Source organism: Rhizobium sp. SG_E_25_P2 (genome assembly GCF_029892285.1).
Lineage (GTDB): Bacteria > Pseudomonadota > Alphaproteobacteria > Rhizobiales > Rhizobiaceae > Rhizobium_E.
Genome location: NZ_JARXVM010000002.1, coordinates 279585 through 295936 on the forward strand (window position 1 = coordinate 279585; position 16352 = coordinate 295936).

Below are 16352 nucleotides of genomic sequence, written 5' to 3' on the forward strand. Positions count from 1 at the left end.
TCAATCCCGCCTGAACATCACGCTCGCCGTCCAGCCGGTCAGTCCGGCGAGGAACACCGCGAAGATTCCGTAATAGAGTGGATCATCCTCGGCGGCGCGGGTGATCATCTGCTCAAGGCCGGTCTTCTGCACATGCAGCTTGAGTTCTTTTTCGGCGACATATTGGCCCGATTTGAACACCACGGCGCGGATCGTATGGGTGCCGTTGGGAATGTCGGCGGGAATATGGATATTCGCCTGGAACAGCGAGGAGGACACGAAGGACACGCCTCCCGGATTGGTCTGGTAGAGCCTTGCCTTCTCCTTCAGCCCGAGAAAGGCGTCGCGATATTCGGCGAGTTCCTCGGCGCGGCCGGAAAAAGTCGAAGGCACCACTCTCACGCGGGGCAAGCCGACATTGTGGGTGTAGAGTTCGAGCGGCGTGCCGATATCGGCGATCACCTTGGTCGAGGCCATCGACAGCGACTCCGGCATGCGTTCGAAGGTCACGGCGTGGCGGTTGATCCACACGCCCATCACCCGCTCCTTCTTGCGGACGGTGACAAAGTCGCGGGGGCCTTCCAGCGAAACCACGATGTCATAGACGCCGATGGCGAGCAGATAGGGATCGACATTTTCGAGCGAGCCGAACACGGTGACGTCGGTGCCGGCGAAATCAGGGGCAATGGCGATTTCGCGCGAGGAGACGCCGATATTGATCGCTTCGCGCTGCACGGGGCGTGGCGGCCCGCCGATCGGTTCGGCCAGAGCCGGCGCCGACAGAAGCGCCAGCAAGGCGAGAAGAATCGTCGTCGCTTTCATTGTCCCGCCCCCGAACGCGCGATCGAATAGAGATCGGCCGGCGGCAGGAAGAGATCGATGGCGAGGCGCAGGCCGACGGCGAGGATCAGGAGCGCAAGCAGCGCGCGCAATTGTTCCGCTTTCAGTTTCTGGCCGACGCGGACGCCATATTGCGCCGCCACCACGCCCGACAGCATCAGGATGAAGGCAAGCACGATGTCGACCGTGTGGTTGGCCACCGCCTGCACGATGGTCGAATAGGTCGAGACGAAGATGATCTGGAACAGCGATGTGCCGACCACCACGCTTGTCGGGATGCGCAGCAGATAGATCATCGCCGGCACCATGATGAAGCCGCCGCCCACGCCCATCACCGAGGTCAATACGCCAACGGCGAAGCCGAGGCCCGCCACCGGGATGACCGACAGATAGATCTTGGATTTCTTGAAGCGCATCTTGAACGGCAGCCGATGCACCCAATTGTGCTGGGCGCGCTTGACCGTCACCGTCTCGTTGCGCCGGGCGCGGCGCATGGCGTTGACGCTTTCCCACATCATCAGCCCGCCCACTGAGGTGAGGAGAACGACATAGAGCAGCGAGATCACCAGGTCGAGCTGGCCGAGCGCGCGCAAGGCGGAGAAGATCCATATGCCCACCGTCGCGCCGGCCAGGCCGCCAAGCAACAGCACCGTGCCCAGCTTCAGGTCGATCGTGCCGCGCCGGAAATGGGTGATTGCGCCGGAAACTGAAGAGGCCACCACCTGATTGGCGCCGGTGGCCACCGCGATGGCCGGCGGCACATTGTAGAAGATCAGCAGCGGCGTGATGAGAAAGCCGCCGCCGACGCCGAACATGCCCGACAGGAAGCCGACTGCGGCGCCCATGCCGAGAATGATCAGGATATTGGCCGACAATTCGGCGATCGGCAGATAGATCGTCACGCGCGCTCCTTGCGGAAAAAAGGAGTTTGACAGAGCGGGTCGCCCCGGCCTGTTTCAGAGTGTTGCAGAATGGCTTTAAGGAACTGTTGCGCCGCGAAAATGGCGGTGTCAACCGCGACGGACAGGCCGTCGCGGATATAATGAATTAACCATTTCGCCATGGATTCCACCGGTTAAGTGGAATACCTCGCGTCAGGGGAGATGTGTCAGGACGGCTTCTTGTTGTGCTTGAGAAGCTCCTTGACAAGCGCCTCGTCGATCTTGCCGGTCGGCTCCTGGCCGACCTTCTTCTGGAAGGCCTTGATCGCCTCCACCGTCTTCTTGCCGATCGCGCCATCGGCAGGGCCGGCGTCGAAACCGTTGTTGTTGAGGATCGCCTGGATGTTGCGGATCACCTTCTTCATGTCGACGCTGGCGGTGGTGTTGGCTTTCGCCACCCAGTCGTCGGGCACAACAGGATTGTTGGCGTCCTCATTGACAGGGGCTGCGCGCCACAGGTCCACTTCGGCCTTGGCGGCTTTCAGTTTCTCGGCGCCAAGCGCATTGGCGACTTCGTCGCGCTTTTGCGCCGCGTCCTGATCTCCCTGCATGGCCGCGACCGCGAACCATTTGTAGGACTGGGTGAGGTCCTGCGGCACGCCGTTGCCGCGCGCATAGAGTATGGCGAGATTGTATTGGCTGTCGCGCACATTGTGCTCGGCGGCTTCCTTGAACCAGCGGGCGGCTTCCGCGAAATCCGGCTTGCCTTCCGCGCCAGTGGCGTTCAACACTGCGAGATTGTGCATGGCGCTGGTGTTGCCCTGCGCTGCGGCCTCTGCATAGAGCGTGCGCGCCTTGGCGATGTCGCGGTCGACGCCGAGGCCCTTCTCGTAAATGCTGGCGAGACGGTATTGGGCGGGCGCGAAGCCGGCGTCGGCGGCGCGCTGATACCAGGTTATCGCCGCCTTGGGGTCGGCGGCGAGGCCGCGCCCGTCAGCGAAACGTGCGCCGATTTCGAAAAAGGCGAGCGGATCGGCCTTTTTGGCGGCGGCGGCCAGCGAAGCGGGCTTGAGATCGGCGGGCGTTTCGATCTCGGCGGCCTGCTGCGCTTGCGCGGTCACCGGCGCGGCGCTTTCAGCGACCGGCGTCGGAGCAGTCAATTCGGTCGCGGTCGGCTCGGCGGCGGCCAGAGTGTCCTCGCCTCCGGCATCGACCTCCGGCATGGCCGGCGGCGGTGCGGAATTGGCCGCATCGGCGGTTTCCACCGGCGCCATCTCGGCCTGAGCCGGCGCGGAGTTTTCCGCGATCGTCGGCTGCACCGCGCTTTCGATATCGCCGCTGGTCTTGTCTTCCGCCGGCGCGGAGACGGCCTGCGGCGGCTCCGACTTGTTGTTGATCAGGTTGGACACCAGCGGATAGGACAGCATCAGGAGCAGCACTGCGCCCGCCGCCAGCAGCAGCGGTCGGCGCGCCTGTCCGTCGGCCTGTTTCGCCGCGCCCTTTGCGCTGGGTTTCGCCGTCGCCTTGCCGGATTTCAGCGGCTGCTGCATCCCGGCTTCGCGGGCGGCGGCCTGGGCGGCGCGGCGGGCGGCCGCGATCACATCGGCGGGGCCCGCCCCCGCCTCGGAGGCGCGACCGGATTTCTGGCCGGCGCGGACTTTTTCCATGATCTTGCGAACATCGGGCGCAGTTCCGCCGGGTTCGATCAGCATGCCGTCGTCGGGCTCGCCATCATCGGACGAATCAAGGGCGGGTGGGGGATCGACCGGCATGCGACCGGCGTCTGTCTTCTTTGACGGCCGCAGCTTGGCCGCGAGGCTGGCGATCAGGCTGGTCGGACGCGCCTTGGCCTGTTCCACGCGAGGCTCGTCGACCGGATCGAGCGCCTGGGCATCCTGAGAGACGGATGCTGCTGCGGCCTCGGCGAAATCCTCGTCTTCATACACGTCCACGGTCGCCGCCGCGCGCGGCGCGGGCCGCTGCTGCGGCGGGACGGCGGGTTGCGCCGCCGGCGCTGCCGGGCGCGGCGCAGGCGCATCTTCTTGTCGCGGAGCCATCTGGACATGCGCCTCTGGCGCGCGAGGCATGACCGGCGCCTCCTCGCGGCGCGAGCGTTCCGTCGCAAGCCCGATGTCGTCAAGCCGGCGGGCGATCTGCGTCAACGTCTGGTGAAGGGCCGAGAAGGTTTCCGCCGTGCGTTCTTCGCTTGAGCGCGCATAGGTTTCGAGCGCCCGGAGATCTTCGGTCAGGGCGGCGAAGGTCGACAGGTCGACGCCAGCGGCGCCCTGGGCATGCGATCCAGCCCGCGCATAGGCTTCCACCACGGCCTCAGCCGCCTGCCGCGCAGCCTCGACAATGAATTCATCGCTGGTGGCGATATAATCCTCGATCACCGCCATGCTGCGGGTCAACTCTTCCGGCGCAGCCTGCGTCGGCGCGGGTTGGCTCAAAAGCGAAGACAGAGAGGCGATCTGCTGCTCGAGATTTGCAAGCGCGCGCGTGTCGGAGGGCGCCGCAGAGGCGGTTTCTTCCAGCCGCGCCGCGATATCGGACAAGCGATTTTCGAGATGGCTGAAATCCGGCGCGACAAAGGTGGTCGGCTCGACCGGGCGGTCGAGATCGTCAAGCCGGCGCGCCAGGTGGTCGAGCCGGTTGATCAGCGGCGCGGAGTCATTGTCGCCGAGGCGATCGATCTTGCGCGACAGATCGGCGAGATGGCCGGCGAGACCGGAGTCGTCGCGATCTTCCAGGCTGCGTTCGATCAGACCGGAAAGTTCGGCGATCCGCAGTTCAAGCTTCTGGGTTTCCTCGTCGCCGGCGAGTTCCTCGATCCGGTTGGTCAACAATTCGATGCGCTGGGCGAGGCCAGATTCTTCGTTTTGGCGATGCAGCGCATCGATGTGTCGGCCGAGGTCGCCGATGCGTTTCTCGATCGACTGCAGCGCGGCGTGATCCTTGCCGTTGTCAGCCTGGCGGACGCTGGCGGCGATGGCGCGGGTGATTTCGTCCAGACGGCGGTCGAGCCCTTCGAACTGTCCGCCGAGATCGCTCTTGGCCTCCACGCTGCGGCCGACGGATTCCACTGCGTCCGCCAGCGTGATCAGCTTGTCTTCAAGCGAACGGATGGCCGGCGCGGCGTTGATTTCGCCGAGACCGGACTTGATGCCGTCGATGCGCCAGGCGATCTGCACCAGTTCTTCCCGAAGCGAATCCTGGTCCAGTTCGTCGACCTTGCGGGCAGTATGATCCCAGATCTGTTCGGCGCGGCTCCATTTGTCGTCCAGCCGCCGGAAACTGTCCTCCCGCGCCAGGCCGGTCGCCATTGTCCTGAGATCCTCGATCTCCGAAAGGAGATCGTCGACGCGCGGCGCTTGTTCGGTTTCCCCCAGCCGGCGAATGGTCTCGTTGAGCTTGAGGATTTCCTTGCGGACCAGGTCGCTTGCGCCGACGCCGCCGGCGGCTGCGCCCTTCAAGCCGCGGATTTCCTCGCGGATCGAGTCGAGGCTGTTGTGGCTCAGGCCCTGCCGCAGCTCAGCGCGCAACGCTTCGAGCGTCGCGGCGATCTCGGCGAGCGCGTCATGGGTTTGCGGATGTTGCGCATAGGCCGGCGGCTGGGGTGCGATGTCCCGGGCGCGCGGCGGTTCGCGCCGCATGTCGGCGTCGTCGCGGTCGCGGCGCATCGGGCGTTCGCGCGGTTCGGCGCGGCTCCGCTCCGCATCGGCGCGCAGCGTCCTGTCGGCGGCCGCCACGCGTTCGCGGACCGAGGACAGCATCCTTTGCCGCTCGAGAATCTCGTCTACGGAGCCTGGGTCCATGTAAGCAGGGCGGCTCGGCGGCCGCCTTTCGCCCACCAGGCCTTGGATACGCGCTTCCAGTCCCTCGATCGTTTTGCTCAACTGATCGAACGATGGCTTGCCGCCATAACTAGAATACTGTGATCGTGATCCGTTCATGTCTCAGCTCGCTCGACGTCCAGGCCGGAATTGAGGTTGACCGATCGCGTCTCAAATGTCGGCTTGGACAAGTCTGGCCCAAGCGCTTCGCGATAGCATTCGAGGCTTTCCTCTGGCTTTCCGCCTGCTTCGCTCGTAGACGCAATCTCAATCTTCCTTAACTGATGAAGCATGGATAGTTAAACAGGGTAAACAAAAAGTTAATTTCGGGGCTTTGCGTCGTAACGAAGTATGAAAACTAACTGATTTGCATGAAGTTGTAACTATCTTCTATCAGTGTTACATATGTGACGAAGCAGACTCGCTTATTTACTATTTATTAACCATTTTGCTTTCGCAAGGCCGGCGCAGTTGCGATTTGTGGCGTAAGTCCAAAAGTCACAGAAATCTGATGATGCGTCGTCTGGAAACGAGCCAGTCCGCGATTTTTGACGTTTACGCAAACGTCAAAATTTTGTAGTAGTGCTATTCAGATTGATTTACGGCGAAGGCGAGGAGGCGTTCATGCCCGTTTACAAGGCTCCGGTCGACGACACGATGTTCGTGCTCAATGATGTCCTGGGGATCCAGAAGTTCAACAACCTTCCCGGCTTTTCCGAGGCGTCGCCCGATGTCGTGGAAGCAATCGTTGCTGAAGCCGGGAAGCTGGCCGAGGAAGTGCTGTTTCCGCTCAATCTCTCCGGCGATCAGGAAGGCTGCGTCCGCCATGAGGATGGTTCGGTCACGCCGCCCAACGGGTTCAAGCAAGCCTATGAAGCCTATTCCCTGGGCGGCTGGATCGGGCTTTCGGTGCCGGAAGCCTATGGCGGCCAGAACCTGCCTTATGTGCTGCACACCGCCGTCGGCGAGTTCATGTCGTCCGCCAACATGGCCTTCGCCATGTATCCCGGCCTGACCAATGGCGCGATCGCCGCGATCCTGGTGCATGGGTCTGAGGCTCAGAAAGAGACCTATCTGCCGAAAATGGTCGAGGGCGTCTGGACCGGCACGATGAACCTCACCGAGCCGCATTGCGGCACCGATCTTGGGCTGTTGCGCACCAAGGCGGTTCCGCAGGCCGACGGCTCTTACAAGATTTCCGGCCAGAAGATCTTCATCTCCGCTGGCGAACACGACATGTCCGACAATATCATCCATCTGGTGCTCGCCCGTATCGAAGGCGCGCCAGAGGGCACCAAGGGCATTTCGCTGTTCATCGTGCCGAAATTCCTGGTGAATGAAGACGGCTCGCTCGGAGCCCGCAACGGCGTCAGTTGCGGCGCGATCGAACACAAGATGGGCATTCACGCCAACGCCACCTGCGTCATGAATCATGACGAGGCGACGGGCTATCTGATCGGACAGGAAAATCGCGGTCTGGCCGCCATGTTCGTGATGATGAACGAGGCCCGTCTCGGCGTCGGCCTGCAGGGGCTGTCGATCTCGGAAGCCGCTTATCAGTCGGCCGCCCAATATGCCCGCGACCGCATTCAGGGTCGCTCGCTTACCGGCCCCAAGGCGCCGGACAAGAAGGCCGATCCGATCATCGTCCATCCCGATGTCCGTCGCACGCTGATGCAGATCAAAGCGATCAACGAGGCCGGCCGCGCGTTTGCGCTCTATTCGGCGCTGCAGTCCGATATCGCGCATCGCTCCGAAGACGCTGCTGCGCGTCAGAACGCCGACGATATTCTTTCGATCATGACCCCGGTCCTCAAGGGCGTGATGACCGATCGCGGCTTCGACAATGCGGTAGCCGCCCAGCAAATGTTCGGCGGTCACGGCTATATCGAGGAATACGGCATGAGCCAGTATGTCCGCGACGCCCGCATCGCCATGATCTATGAAGGCGCCAATGGCGTTCAGGCCATGGATCTGGTCGGCCGCAAGCTCGGCGCCAATGGCGGCCGCGCCGTCATGGCCGTGTTCAAGGACATCGGCGATTTCTGCGAAGAGAACCGCGCCAATGAAAAACTCGCCCCCTTCACCAAGGCGATCAAGAAAGGCTTGAACGATCTTCAGGCCGCCACCATGTGGTTCATGAGCAACGCCATGGCCAAGCCCGACAATGCCGGCGCCGGCGCCACCGACTATATGCATCTCTTCGGCTTGGTCATTCTCGGCTATATGTGGGGACGTCAGGCCAAGGCGGCGCAGGAGCTTCTCGACGCCGGCGATGCGCGCGCCGAGTTCCTCGCCAACAAGTTGATCACGGCGCGCTTCTTCATGGAGCGGATGATGCCTGAGACGGCGCTGCGCAAGACCCGCATCGAAGCCGGCGCCGACAGCGTCATGGCCCTGGACGCAGCGGCGTTCTAAAGATTGCACGGGATGATGTTCCGGCGTTTGATGTCGTCTCGACGACGGCCATCGCCGGAACAAAGTTATGGAGAGCCGCAGCATGCGGCATTGGGAGACAAAAATGACCGAAGCCTTTGTCTTTGACCATGTCCGGACGCCGCGCGGCCGCGGCAAGAAGGACGGCGCCTTGCATGAGGTGCCGACGCCCCGTCTTGCGGCGCATACGCTTGCCGCGCTGCGCGACCGCAACGGTTTGGACACATCCACCGTCGACGACATCATTTTCGGCTGCGTCGATCCGGTGATGGAAGCCGGCGCGGTGATCCCGCGTTCGGCCGCCTTCGAGGCCGGCTATGATTTCAAGGCGCCGGGCATGCAGATCTCGCGCTTCTGCGCCTCGGGTCTCGACGCCATCAATCTCGCTGCTTCGAAAATCGCGTTCGGCGCCGACGATATCGTCATCGCCGGCGGTGTGGAATCCATGAGTCGCGTCGGCATGGGCATGGCGGGCGGCTCCTGGCCGGTCGATCCCTCCGTCGCCATTCCCGGCTATTTCATGCCGCAGGGCGTCTCGGCCGATCTGATCGCCAGCAAATACGGTTTTTCGCGCGATGACGTCGATGCCTATGCCGTTGAGAGCCAGAAGCGCGCCGCACATTCCTGGGCGCAGGGCTATTTCGCCCGTTCGGTCGTGCCGGTCACCGACGTCAACGGTCTGACTATTCTCGCCCGCGACGAGCATATGCGGCCTGGCGCCGACATGCAGTCGCTCGGCCAACTGCAGCCCTCCTTTCAGATGATGGGCGAAATGGGCGGTTTTGACGCCGTCGCCATCGATGCGCATCCGGATGTCGAGCGCATTTCCTATGTCCATCATGCCGGCAATTCCTCAGGGATCGTCGATGGCGCGGGCGCTGTCCTGCTGGGCTCCAAGGCCGGCGGCGAGGCGATGGGGCTGAAGCCGCGCGCCCGCATCCGCACTTTCGCCAATATCGGCTCCGAGCCGGCGATCATGCTGACTGGCCCTGTCGACGTCACCGAAAAGCTCTTGAAGCGCGCCGGCATGACCATCGGCGACATCGATCTCTTCGAGTTGAACGAAGCCTTCGCCGCCGTGGTCCTGCGCTATATGCAGGCTTTCGACATTCCGCATGACAAGATCAACGTCAATGGCGGCGCCATCGCGCTCGGCCATCCGCTCGGCGCAACCGGCGCGATGATCTTCGGCACCGTGCTCGACGAGCTGGAACGCCGCGGCCTGGGCACCGCGCTGGTGACCCTCTGCATCGGCGCTGGCATGGGCACAGCCACGATCATCGAGCGCGTCTGAGATTGGGAGAGAGAGATGACTTACAAGAATTTCACCCTCGACATTGACGCCGATGGCGCAGCGCTCGTCACCTGGGATATGCCGGGCAAGAGCATGAATGTCTTTACGCTCGAGGTGATGGACGAGATCGAGGCGATCCTCGCCGCCGTCGTGACTGACGAAAAGGTCAAGGGCGTCGTCTTCGCCTCCGGCAAATCCGCCTTCTCCGGCGGCGCCGATCTCACCATGATCGAGGGCATGTTCTCGATGCTGGAAGAGGCGAAGGCCGCCGATCCAACTGCGGCCGCGCAGAAACTGTTCGACGCCGCCGGCCGCATGAGCGGTCTCTGGCGCAAGATCGAGACTTGCGGAAAGCCCTGGGTCGCCGCCATCAACGGAACCTGCATGGGCGGCGCCACCGAACTCGCCATGTCCTGCCACGCCCGCGTTGCCTCAAACGCCAAATCGGTCAAGATCGCGCTGCCGGAAGTCAAGGTCGGCATCTTCCCGGGCGCCGGCGGCACCCAGCGCCTGCCGCGCCTGATCAACACCCAGGACGCGCTGCAGATCATGACCACGGGTTCGGACCTGACAGCCTCACGCGCCAAGGCGCTTGGTCTGGTCAACGAGGTGGTCGATCCCGACAAACTGATCGAAGCGGCCAAGACGCTGATCAAGAACGGCGTCGATCCGGTCGCGCCCTGGGACAAGAAGGGCTTCAAGGCGCCGGGCGGAACCATCTGGTCGCCGCAGGGCGTGCAGCTGTTCTCGGCCGCCAACGCCATTCTGCGCCGCGAAACGCATATGAATTATCCCGGCGCCGAAGCGATCGTGAAATGCGTCTATGAAGGCCTCCAACTGCCCTTCGACCTCGCGCTCAAGGTCGAGCTGCGCTATTTCACCCAGATCCTCAACAATGTTTCGGCCCGCTCCATGGTCCGGTCGCTGTTCGTGTCGATGCAGGAGCTCGGCAAGGGCGCGCGCCGTCCGGCAGGCGTTCCCGCCACGACATTCTCCAAGATCGGCGTGGTCGGCGCAGGCTTCATGGGCGCCTCCATCGCCTATGTCACCGCGCGGGCCGGCATTCCCGTGGTTCTGATCGACCGCGACCAGACCGCCGCCGACAAGGGCAAGGCCCATTCCGAAGAGCTGATCAAGGGCGCGATCGCCAAGGGCAAGTCGACCAAGGAAGAGGGCGAAAAGCTGTTGTCGCTGATCACCGCGACCTCCGACTATAGCCAGATTGCTGACGCCGATCTCGTCATTGAAGCGGTGTTCGAAGACCGCACCGTCAAGAAGGCGGTGATCGAACAGGTCGAGGCGGTGCTGCCGGAAAGCTCGATCTTCGCCTCCAACACGTCGACGCTGCCGATCACCGGGCTTGCGGAAAATTCCAAGCGCCCCGACCAGTTCATCGGCGTGCATTTCTTCTCGCCGGTCGAGAAGATGCTGCTGGTGGAAGTGATCCTCGGCGAAAAGACCGGCGACAAGGCGCTGGCCGCCGCGCTCGATTATGTCGCCGCGATCCGCAAGACGCCGATCGTCGTCAACGACACGCGCGGCTTCTACGTCAATCGCTGCGTCTTCCGCTACATCAACGAAGCCTATGACATGCTGATCGAAGGCGTGCCGGCGGTGATGATCGAAAACATCGCCAAGGCCGCCGGAATGCCGGTCGGGCCCCTGTCGCTCAACGACGAAGTCGCCGTTGATTTGAGCCAGAAGATCATGAAGGCCTCGATCGCCGATTTGGGCGAAGCGTCCGTCAAGCCGGAGCACATGACGCTGATCGACAAGATGGTCAACGATCTCGACCGTCGCGGTCGCAAGAACGGTCGAGGCTTCTACGACTATCCGGCGAAGCCCGCTAAGAAATCGCTCTGGCCGGGCCTCAAGGACTTCTATCCGCAGAAGAAGGCCGAAGAGGTTGATGTCAAGACGATCAAGGATCGTCTGCTCGCCACCATTGCGCTGGAAGCCGCCCGCACCATGGAAGAGGGCGTGGTCACCGATCCGCGCGAGGCCGATGTCGGCTCTATCCTCGGCTTCGGCTTCGCCCCTTACACGGGCGGCACGCTGAGTTATATCGACGGCATGGGTGTGAAAGCCTTCGTGGCGCTGTGCGAAAAGCTGGCCGCAAGTTACGGCGACCACTTCAAGCCGACGCTGCTGCTGCTGGACATGGCCGCCAAGGGCGAGAGCTTCTACAGCCGCTTCAATCCGAAGGCGGTGAAGGCGGCGGCGTAACGTTTTTGGCGTCGGGGGCATCCCTCCCGGCGCCGTCTCCCTTGGGCTTGTCCCGAGGGTCTGCTGTCAGTTCTGCTATTCCTTCTCAGCGTGGGGCCAGAGGCCTTATCAATCCGCCTCTTCAGCGCCGGGATCAAGACGTGGCTTCAGTCGCTGCATGTCTGCCTGGAACATTGCAAAAGCTTCAAGAGCGTCGCTGACGCGCTCCTCCACGATCTCCGGATCGAGCGAGAGCCCATAGGAATTCCTCTGCCGATGCCGAAACGCCCGCAATCCGTCCAATGCGCGATAGGTGTCATCTGAAAGCACACGATCGCGAATGCCCGGATAGTCGTTGTGCATCCGCCGAAGCAGCGTTGCATGCCAGCCGTCATCGCGCGACACCGCATTGCCGTCGATCCTCGAAGCGACCGTTGACATGACTCGTTCGCAGCCGGAGTAGAGTTTCTCTATTCCCGACGCGAGGCCGCTGACAGCCAGCCAGCGCATATGCGGCTCAAGGTCTCTTTTCGTCGCTTTATATGTAGTCAACGCCAGGCCCAGCATTTCTGCCTCGGCGGCAATTTCCCGGATGTCGTTGTCCAGATCAACGAAGATCGCCCGCATCGGTCACGGTCTCCAGGAAACGGTGGCGTCGATGCGCGGGAATTTCGTCGAGATAGACAACATCGAAGCGGAAGCCGGGCAGCCCATCCTCCACAAGTCCTTCGATCTTATATTTGAGGTGGCGCGGGCATTCGGTCACGAGCAGGTCGATGTCGGATTGCGCGTTGAATTTGCCCGACGAGAGCGAACCGAAGATTTTTGCGTCGACTCCGATGTCAGCCAGACGCGCGACAAGCTGCTTCGTCAAGGATACTGCTGACGCTCTCCTCGCACCAAGATCCATATCGGACAAAACCGCAATGCTCATGACCCGCCTCTGCTTGCCCGGGGGATTATTGGCCTGTCCGGCAATCGAGTCAACTTTTGCCGATTGCGTAGAATATTCCGCGTGCTTGGCGGCGCTGTGAACACGACACATGGCCGCGAGACCGGCGAGACGATCCCTCTCCCCGCCGTTCTCTCTCGATAAAGCTCAGAGCGCGAACTGATAGGTCGCCGGATTGTAGCGATAACCTTCGCCCTGTTTCTCGACATATCCCACCGCCGGGAAGGGCATGTGATAGCCGATAAAGGCCAGCCGGTCGGTGGCGATCATGTCGAACACCCGCTTGCGGGCTTCCGCCGCCTTGGCCTTGTCCATGTCGAATTTCACTTCCCAGTCAGGCCGCTGCAGCGACAGCACGAAGTGGTTGGCGGTGTCGGCGGTCAGGATCAGGGTCTGGCCCTCGCTTTCGAGGCGATAGATCATATGCCCAGGCGAATGGCCGAAGGCGGCCATACCGGTCACGCCGGGGGCCACATCGGCATTGTCCTTGACGAAGGTCGCTTTCTCGGCGAGCGGCGCGATGTTTTTCATCACCCCCTTATGGCCGTTTTCCGCCGGCGTGCCCATGCGGGCAGTGTCTTTCCAGAAGGCGAATTCCGCCTCGCCGAACACATAGCGCGCATTCGCGAAGGCCGGTTTTCCGCCTTCCATCAAGCCGCTGATATGGTCGCCATGCATATGGGTGATCACCACCAGCGTCACATCCTCGGGCTTGTAGCCGGCCGCCTGAATGCCGGCGCGCAATTGTCCGGCGCCCCATTCGCGGCCGCCTTCGCCCATGCCGGTGTCGAACAGGATGAGGTCTGCGCCGGTCTTGACCAGCACCGGCGAAAAGCCGTTGACGAATTTGTCGGTCGGCAGGAAATTGGCGGTCAAAAGCGCCGCTACGTCTTCCGGCTTCTGGTTGGTTCCGAAGGTTTCGTTCGGCTTGTCGGCGGCGCGGGTGCCGTCGCTAATGACGGTCACGTCCATCGCGCCGAATTTGAAGCTGTTGAAACGAGGCATTGCCGCAGGCGCAGCCTGGGCGGCGGCAGGCGCGGCGGCAAGAAGCGATGTGGTCAGGATCGCCGGGGCGGCGAGGGCCCCGGTTGCGGCGGTGGCGAACAGACTGCGACGCGAAATGGTCAGGATCGTCATGGCTTTTCTCCCTTGTTGAGCCCAGAAGTTTACGCACAAACTCCGGAAAAGATCGGTCACGTTCCGCTCACAGCTTCGTGAGCGCCCGCATCCATCCGGAATGACCGTGCTGTCCGGAACCAAACGACGTGTATCTCGTTGTCGAAGCACATCGGGGATCGGCTCACATATGCGCGCACGCGGCTTTCAGCTCAAAACCATCCGGCTTGCTCCGCAGTCGGGCATTGATCAGGCGTCTGTAATTGGCGCGCGGATCGCGCAAATCCTCATTGCGCTCATCGTCGGCGTTGCGGCGCTGGATTACGCCGAAGTCATCCTGGCGCCGATCCTGCTCGGCGTGGTGATCGGGCTGATGTTCTCGCCGGTCGCCAAGGCGATCGAGCGGCGCGGCCTGCCGGCCTGGGTGTCGGGGCTGGCCATCGTCATCCTGTTTATCGCGCTCGTCGTCATTCTGGTCGGGGCGCTCGCCATGCCATTGTCGGCCTGGGTCGACAAGGCGCCGGTGATCTGGGAAAGCCTGAAGCTGCATATCGCCGATTGGAAAGACATGATGGCGTCGTTCCAGTCGATGCAGAAGCAGTTGGGCTCCGCCATGGGCGAGACCGGCGGCGTCATGGTCAAGGTCGATCAGGGCGGCGGCGCGGTCGAAAGCGTCGTCACGCTCGGCCCCACCATCATCGCCGAACTGCTGTTGTTTTTCGCCAGCATCTATTTCTTCGTCGCCACGCGCGATCAGTTCCGCATAGCGTTGCTGAAGCTCTGCATTTCCCGCCGGGTGCGCTGGCGGATCGCGCATTTCTTCCGCGACACCGAGCAGTTGATCTCGCGCTATCTGATGACGATCACCTTGGTCAATATCGGGCTGGGCTGCGCCGTCGCCTTCTGTCTCTGGCTGGTCGGCATGCCGTCGCCGCTGTTGTGGGGCGTGCTCGCCGCCGTGCTCAATTACGTCGTCTATGTCGGGCCGGCGATGATGGCGATCCTGCTCACCTGCATCAGCCTCGCCACCCGTCAGGGCGGCATCGACATCCTCACGCCGCCGGCGATCTATCTCGGCCTGCACTTCATCGAATCGCAATTCGTCACCACCCAGGTGCTCGGCGTCACCATGACCATGAACCCGTTCCTGGTGTTTCTGGCGCTGGCCTTCTGGATCTGGCTTTGGGGGCCGGTTGGCGGCTTCATCGCGGTTCCCTCCCTGCTTATCCTCTATGCCTTCATGCGCAACACCATCAAGATGCGCGATCGCGTCAGCACTGTTTGAGGCCCGTTCATGAAAATCTTCTCCTGCCAGAATTGCGGCAACACGCTCCACTTCAACAACAATGTCTGCCTCAAATGCGGTTTCAAGGTCGGCTATATCGCCGATCTCTCCACCATGTCGGCGCTCGCGCCGGAGGGCGAGGCGTTTCGCGCCATGGCCGCGCCTGACAGGCTGTTCATCACCTGCGACAATGCCGAAAACGCGGCCTGCAACTGGCTGGTCGACAAGGACGAGGACGAAAGCTTCTGCCTCGCCTGCCGCTACAATCTCACCATTCCCGATCTCTCCGTGTCCGACAATCTCGGCCGCTGGCAGAAGATCGAGCAGGCCAAGCGGCATCTGTTCTATTCGCTGACCCGGTTCGAACTGCCGATCCCGTCACGGCTGGACGACCCCGACCACGGCCTCGCCTTCGAGTTCCTGGCCGACGTCGTCACTCCCGAAGGCGCGATCGAACCTGTCATGACCGGCCACGACAACGGCCTCATCTCCCTCAACATCGCCGAGGCCGACGACGCCGAGCGCGAAAAGCGCCGGACATCAATGGGAGAACCCTATCGCACGCTGATCGGCCATTTCCGCCATGAGATCGGCCATTTTTACTGGGATCTGCTCGTCAAGGACGGCGACCGCATTAACAGGTTCAAGGCGCTGTTCGGCGATCCCACAGAGGATTACGCCGCCGCCCTGCAACGCCATTACGCCGAAGGCGCGCCTGTCGATTGGCAGGAAAACTATATCTCGGCTTACGCCTCGGCCCATCCTTGGGAGGATTTCGCCGAGACCTGGGCGCATTGCTTTCACATGGTTGATGGGCTGGAGACAGCCCGCGTCTACGGTATCTCGCCGGAGATCGAATTTCTGCCCGGCGCCGGCCCCAAGCCGGGCCCGCATTTCGATGCCTACAAGGCCACCTCGATCCGTCCCGTCATCGCCTCCTGGATCCCGCTCACGGTCGCCATCAACGCGCTTAACCGCAGCCTGGGGCAGCCGGATTTCTACCCCTTCGTGGTCTCGGGCAAGGTCATCACCAAGATCGATTTCGTGCTGAGGCTGATCGTCAGCGCCCAGAAGGAGCAGGATCAGGAAGCGGCGTGAGGGTGCATGGCCTTTCCTCTTCTTCGAATGGACGTCCTGCTTCGCCCCTATTCCCCCTGCCGGGGCCTTCTCCCCGCGCCTGCGGGGAGAAGGCGGGTGGCGCGCCGACATTGCCCCGATCGCCCTTCTCCCCGCAGGCGCGGGGAGAAGGTGGCGGCAGCCGGATGAGGAGCTGTGCACGCCGTCAACCGCATACAGACTAAAACCCTCGTCGTCGTCATGCTCGGGCCTCTCCCGAGCATCTGCAACGCTTTGATTTTGCTCTATGGCTTAGATCCTCGGCACAAGGCCGAGGATGACGATGGAGCGGGGGGAAACCCCTCCCCAACCCCTCCCCACAAGGGGGAGGGGCTTGCGCTGCCTCACCCTCCAAACCCAAGCGACCTCTCCTCTGCTAGGCTGAACTGTGGGACGCCGGCGGCAGACCTGGGTT

General features: G+C 62.5%; 12 protein-coding genes. 5 read left to right on the plus strand and 7 right to left on the minus strand.

All coding sequences use genetic code 11. The features are described from left to right. From M2360_RS05295 to M2360_RS05310, 4 genes are read right to left on the minus strand one after another with little or no spacing between them, the layout of a single operon-like run. Nucleotides 1–801 (minus strand): TIGR02186 family protein, encoded by an 801-nt coding sequence (locus tag M2360_RS05295; protein ID WP_280773339.1) that lies wholly within the window; start codon nucleotides 799–801, stop codon nucleotides 1–3. Continuing rightward, on the minus strand, nucleotides 798–1721 hold the full coding sequence (locus M2360_RS05300) for a sulfite exporter TauE/SafE family protein (RefSeq protein ID WP_280773340.1): 924 nt from the start codon (nucleotides 1719–1721) through the stop codon (nucleotides 798–800). The genes M2360_RS05295 and M2360_RS05300 overlap by 4 nt, the downstream gene beginning before the upstream one ends. Continuing rightward, on the minus strand, nucleotides 1718–1882 hold the full coding sequence (locus M2360_RS05305; RefSeq protein WP_280773341.1) for a hypothetical protein: 165 nt from the start codon (nucleotides 1880–1882) through the stop codon (nucleotides 1718–1720). The genes M2360_RS05300 and M2360_RS05305 overlap by 4 nt, the downstream gene beginning before the upstream one ends. Before the next feature lie 45 nt (nucleotides 1883–1927). Next, nucleotides 1928–5653 (minus strand): peptidoglycan-binding protein, encoded by a 3726-nt coding sequence (locus M2360_RS05310; protein ID WP_280773342.1) that lies wholly within the window; start codon nucleotides 5651–5653, stop codon nucleotides 1928–1930. A 504-nt stretch (nucleotides 5654–6157) separates the two neighbouring features. Here M2360_RS05310 and M2360_RS05315 point away from each other — a divergent pair. The 3 genes from M2360_RS05315 (at nucleotide 6158) to M2360_RS05325 (ending at nucleotide 11489) form a co-directional block, all read left to right on the plus strand. Then, nucleotides 6158–7951, plus strand: coding sequence for an acyl-CoA dehydrogenase C-terminal domain-containing protein (locus tag M2360_RS05315; protein WP_280773343.1), 1794 nt, complete (start codon nucleotides 6158–6160; stop codon nucleotides 7949–7951). Nucleotides 7952–8054: 103 nt separating this feature from the next. After that, on the plus strand, nucleotides 8055–9263 hold the full coding sequence (locus M2360_RS05320) for an acetyl-CoA C-acetyltransferase (RefSeq protein ID WP_280773344.1): 1209 nt from the start codon (nucleotides 8055–8057) through the stop codon (nucleotides 9261–9263). A 15-nt stretch (nucleotides 9264–9278) separates the two neighbouring features. After that, nucleotides 9279–11489, plus strand: a complete 2211-nt coding sequence (locus M2360_RS05325) for an FAD-dependent oxidoreductase (protein WP_280773345.1) — start codon at nucleotides 9279–9281, stop codon at nucleotides 11487–11489. Between the two features lie 108 nt (nucleotides 11490–11597). Here the strand turns inward: M2360_RS05325 and M2360_RS05330 are convergent, their stop codons facing one another. From M2360_RS05330 to M2360_RS05340, 3 genes are read right to left on the minus strand one after another with little or no spacing between them, the layout of a single operon-like run. Then, nucleotides 11598–12095, minus strand: a complete 498-nt coding sequence (locus M2360_RS05330) for a hypothetical protein (RefSeq protein ID WP_280773346.1) — start codon at nucleotides 12093–12095, stop codon at nucleotides 11598–11600. Beyond that, complete coding sequence (locus M2360_RS05335) at nucleotides 12076–12513, minus strand: nucleotidyltransferase domain-containing protein (RefSeq protein ID WP_280773347.1); 438 nt, start codon at nucleotides 12511–12513, stop codon at nucleotides 12076–12078. Before M2360_RS05335 ends, M2360_RS05330 begins: the two co-directional genes overlap by 20 nt. A 54-nt stretch (nucleotides 12514–12567) precedes the next feature. After that, complete coding sequence (locus M2360_RS05340) at nucleotides 12568–13557, minus strand: MBL fold metallo-hydrolase (RefSeq protein ID WP_280773348.1); 990 nt, start codon at nucleotides 13555–13557, stop codon at nucleotides 12568–12570. A gap of 169 nt (nucleotides 13558–13726) precedes the next feature. Here M2360_RS05340 and M2360_RS05345 point away from each other — a divergent pair, with 169 nt between their 5' ends. Then, a complete protein-coding gene (locus tag M2360_RS05345) occupies nucleotides 13727–14821 on the plus strand; it encodes an AI-2E family transporter (protein ID WP_280773349.1) in 1095 nt (364 codons plus the stop codon). A 9-nt stretch (nucleotides 14822–14830) separates the two neighbouring features. Continuing rightward, a complete protein-coding gene (locus tag M2360_RS05350; protein ID WP_280773350.1) occupies nucleotides 14831–15919 on the plus strand; it encodes a putative zinc-binding peptidase in 1089 nt (362 codons plus the stop codon). The last annotated feature ends 433 nt before the right edge of the window (nucleotides 15920–16352 follow it).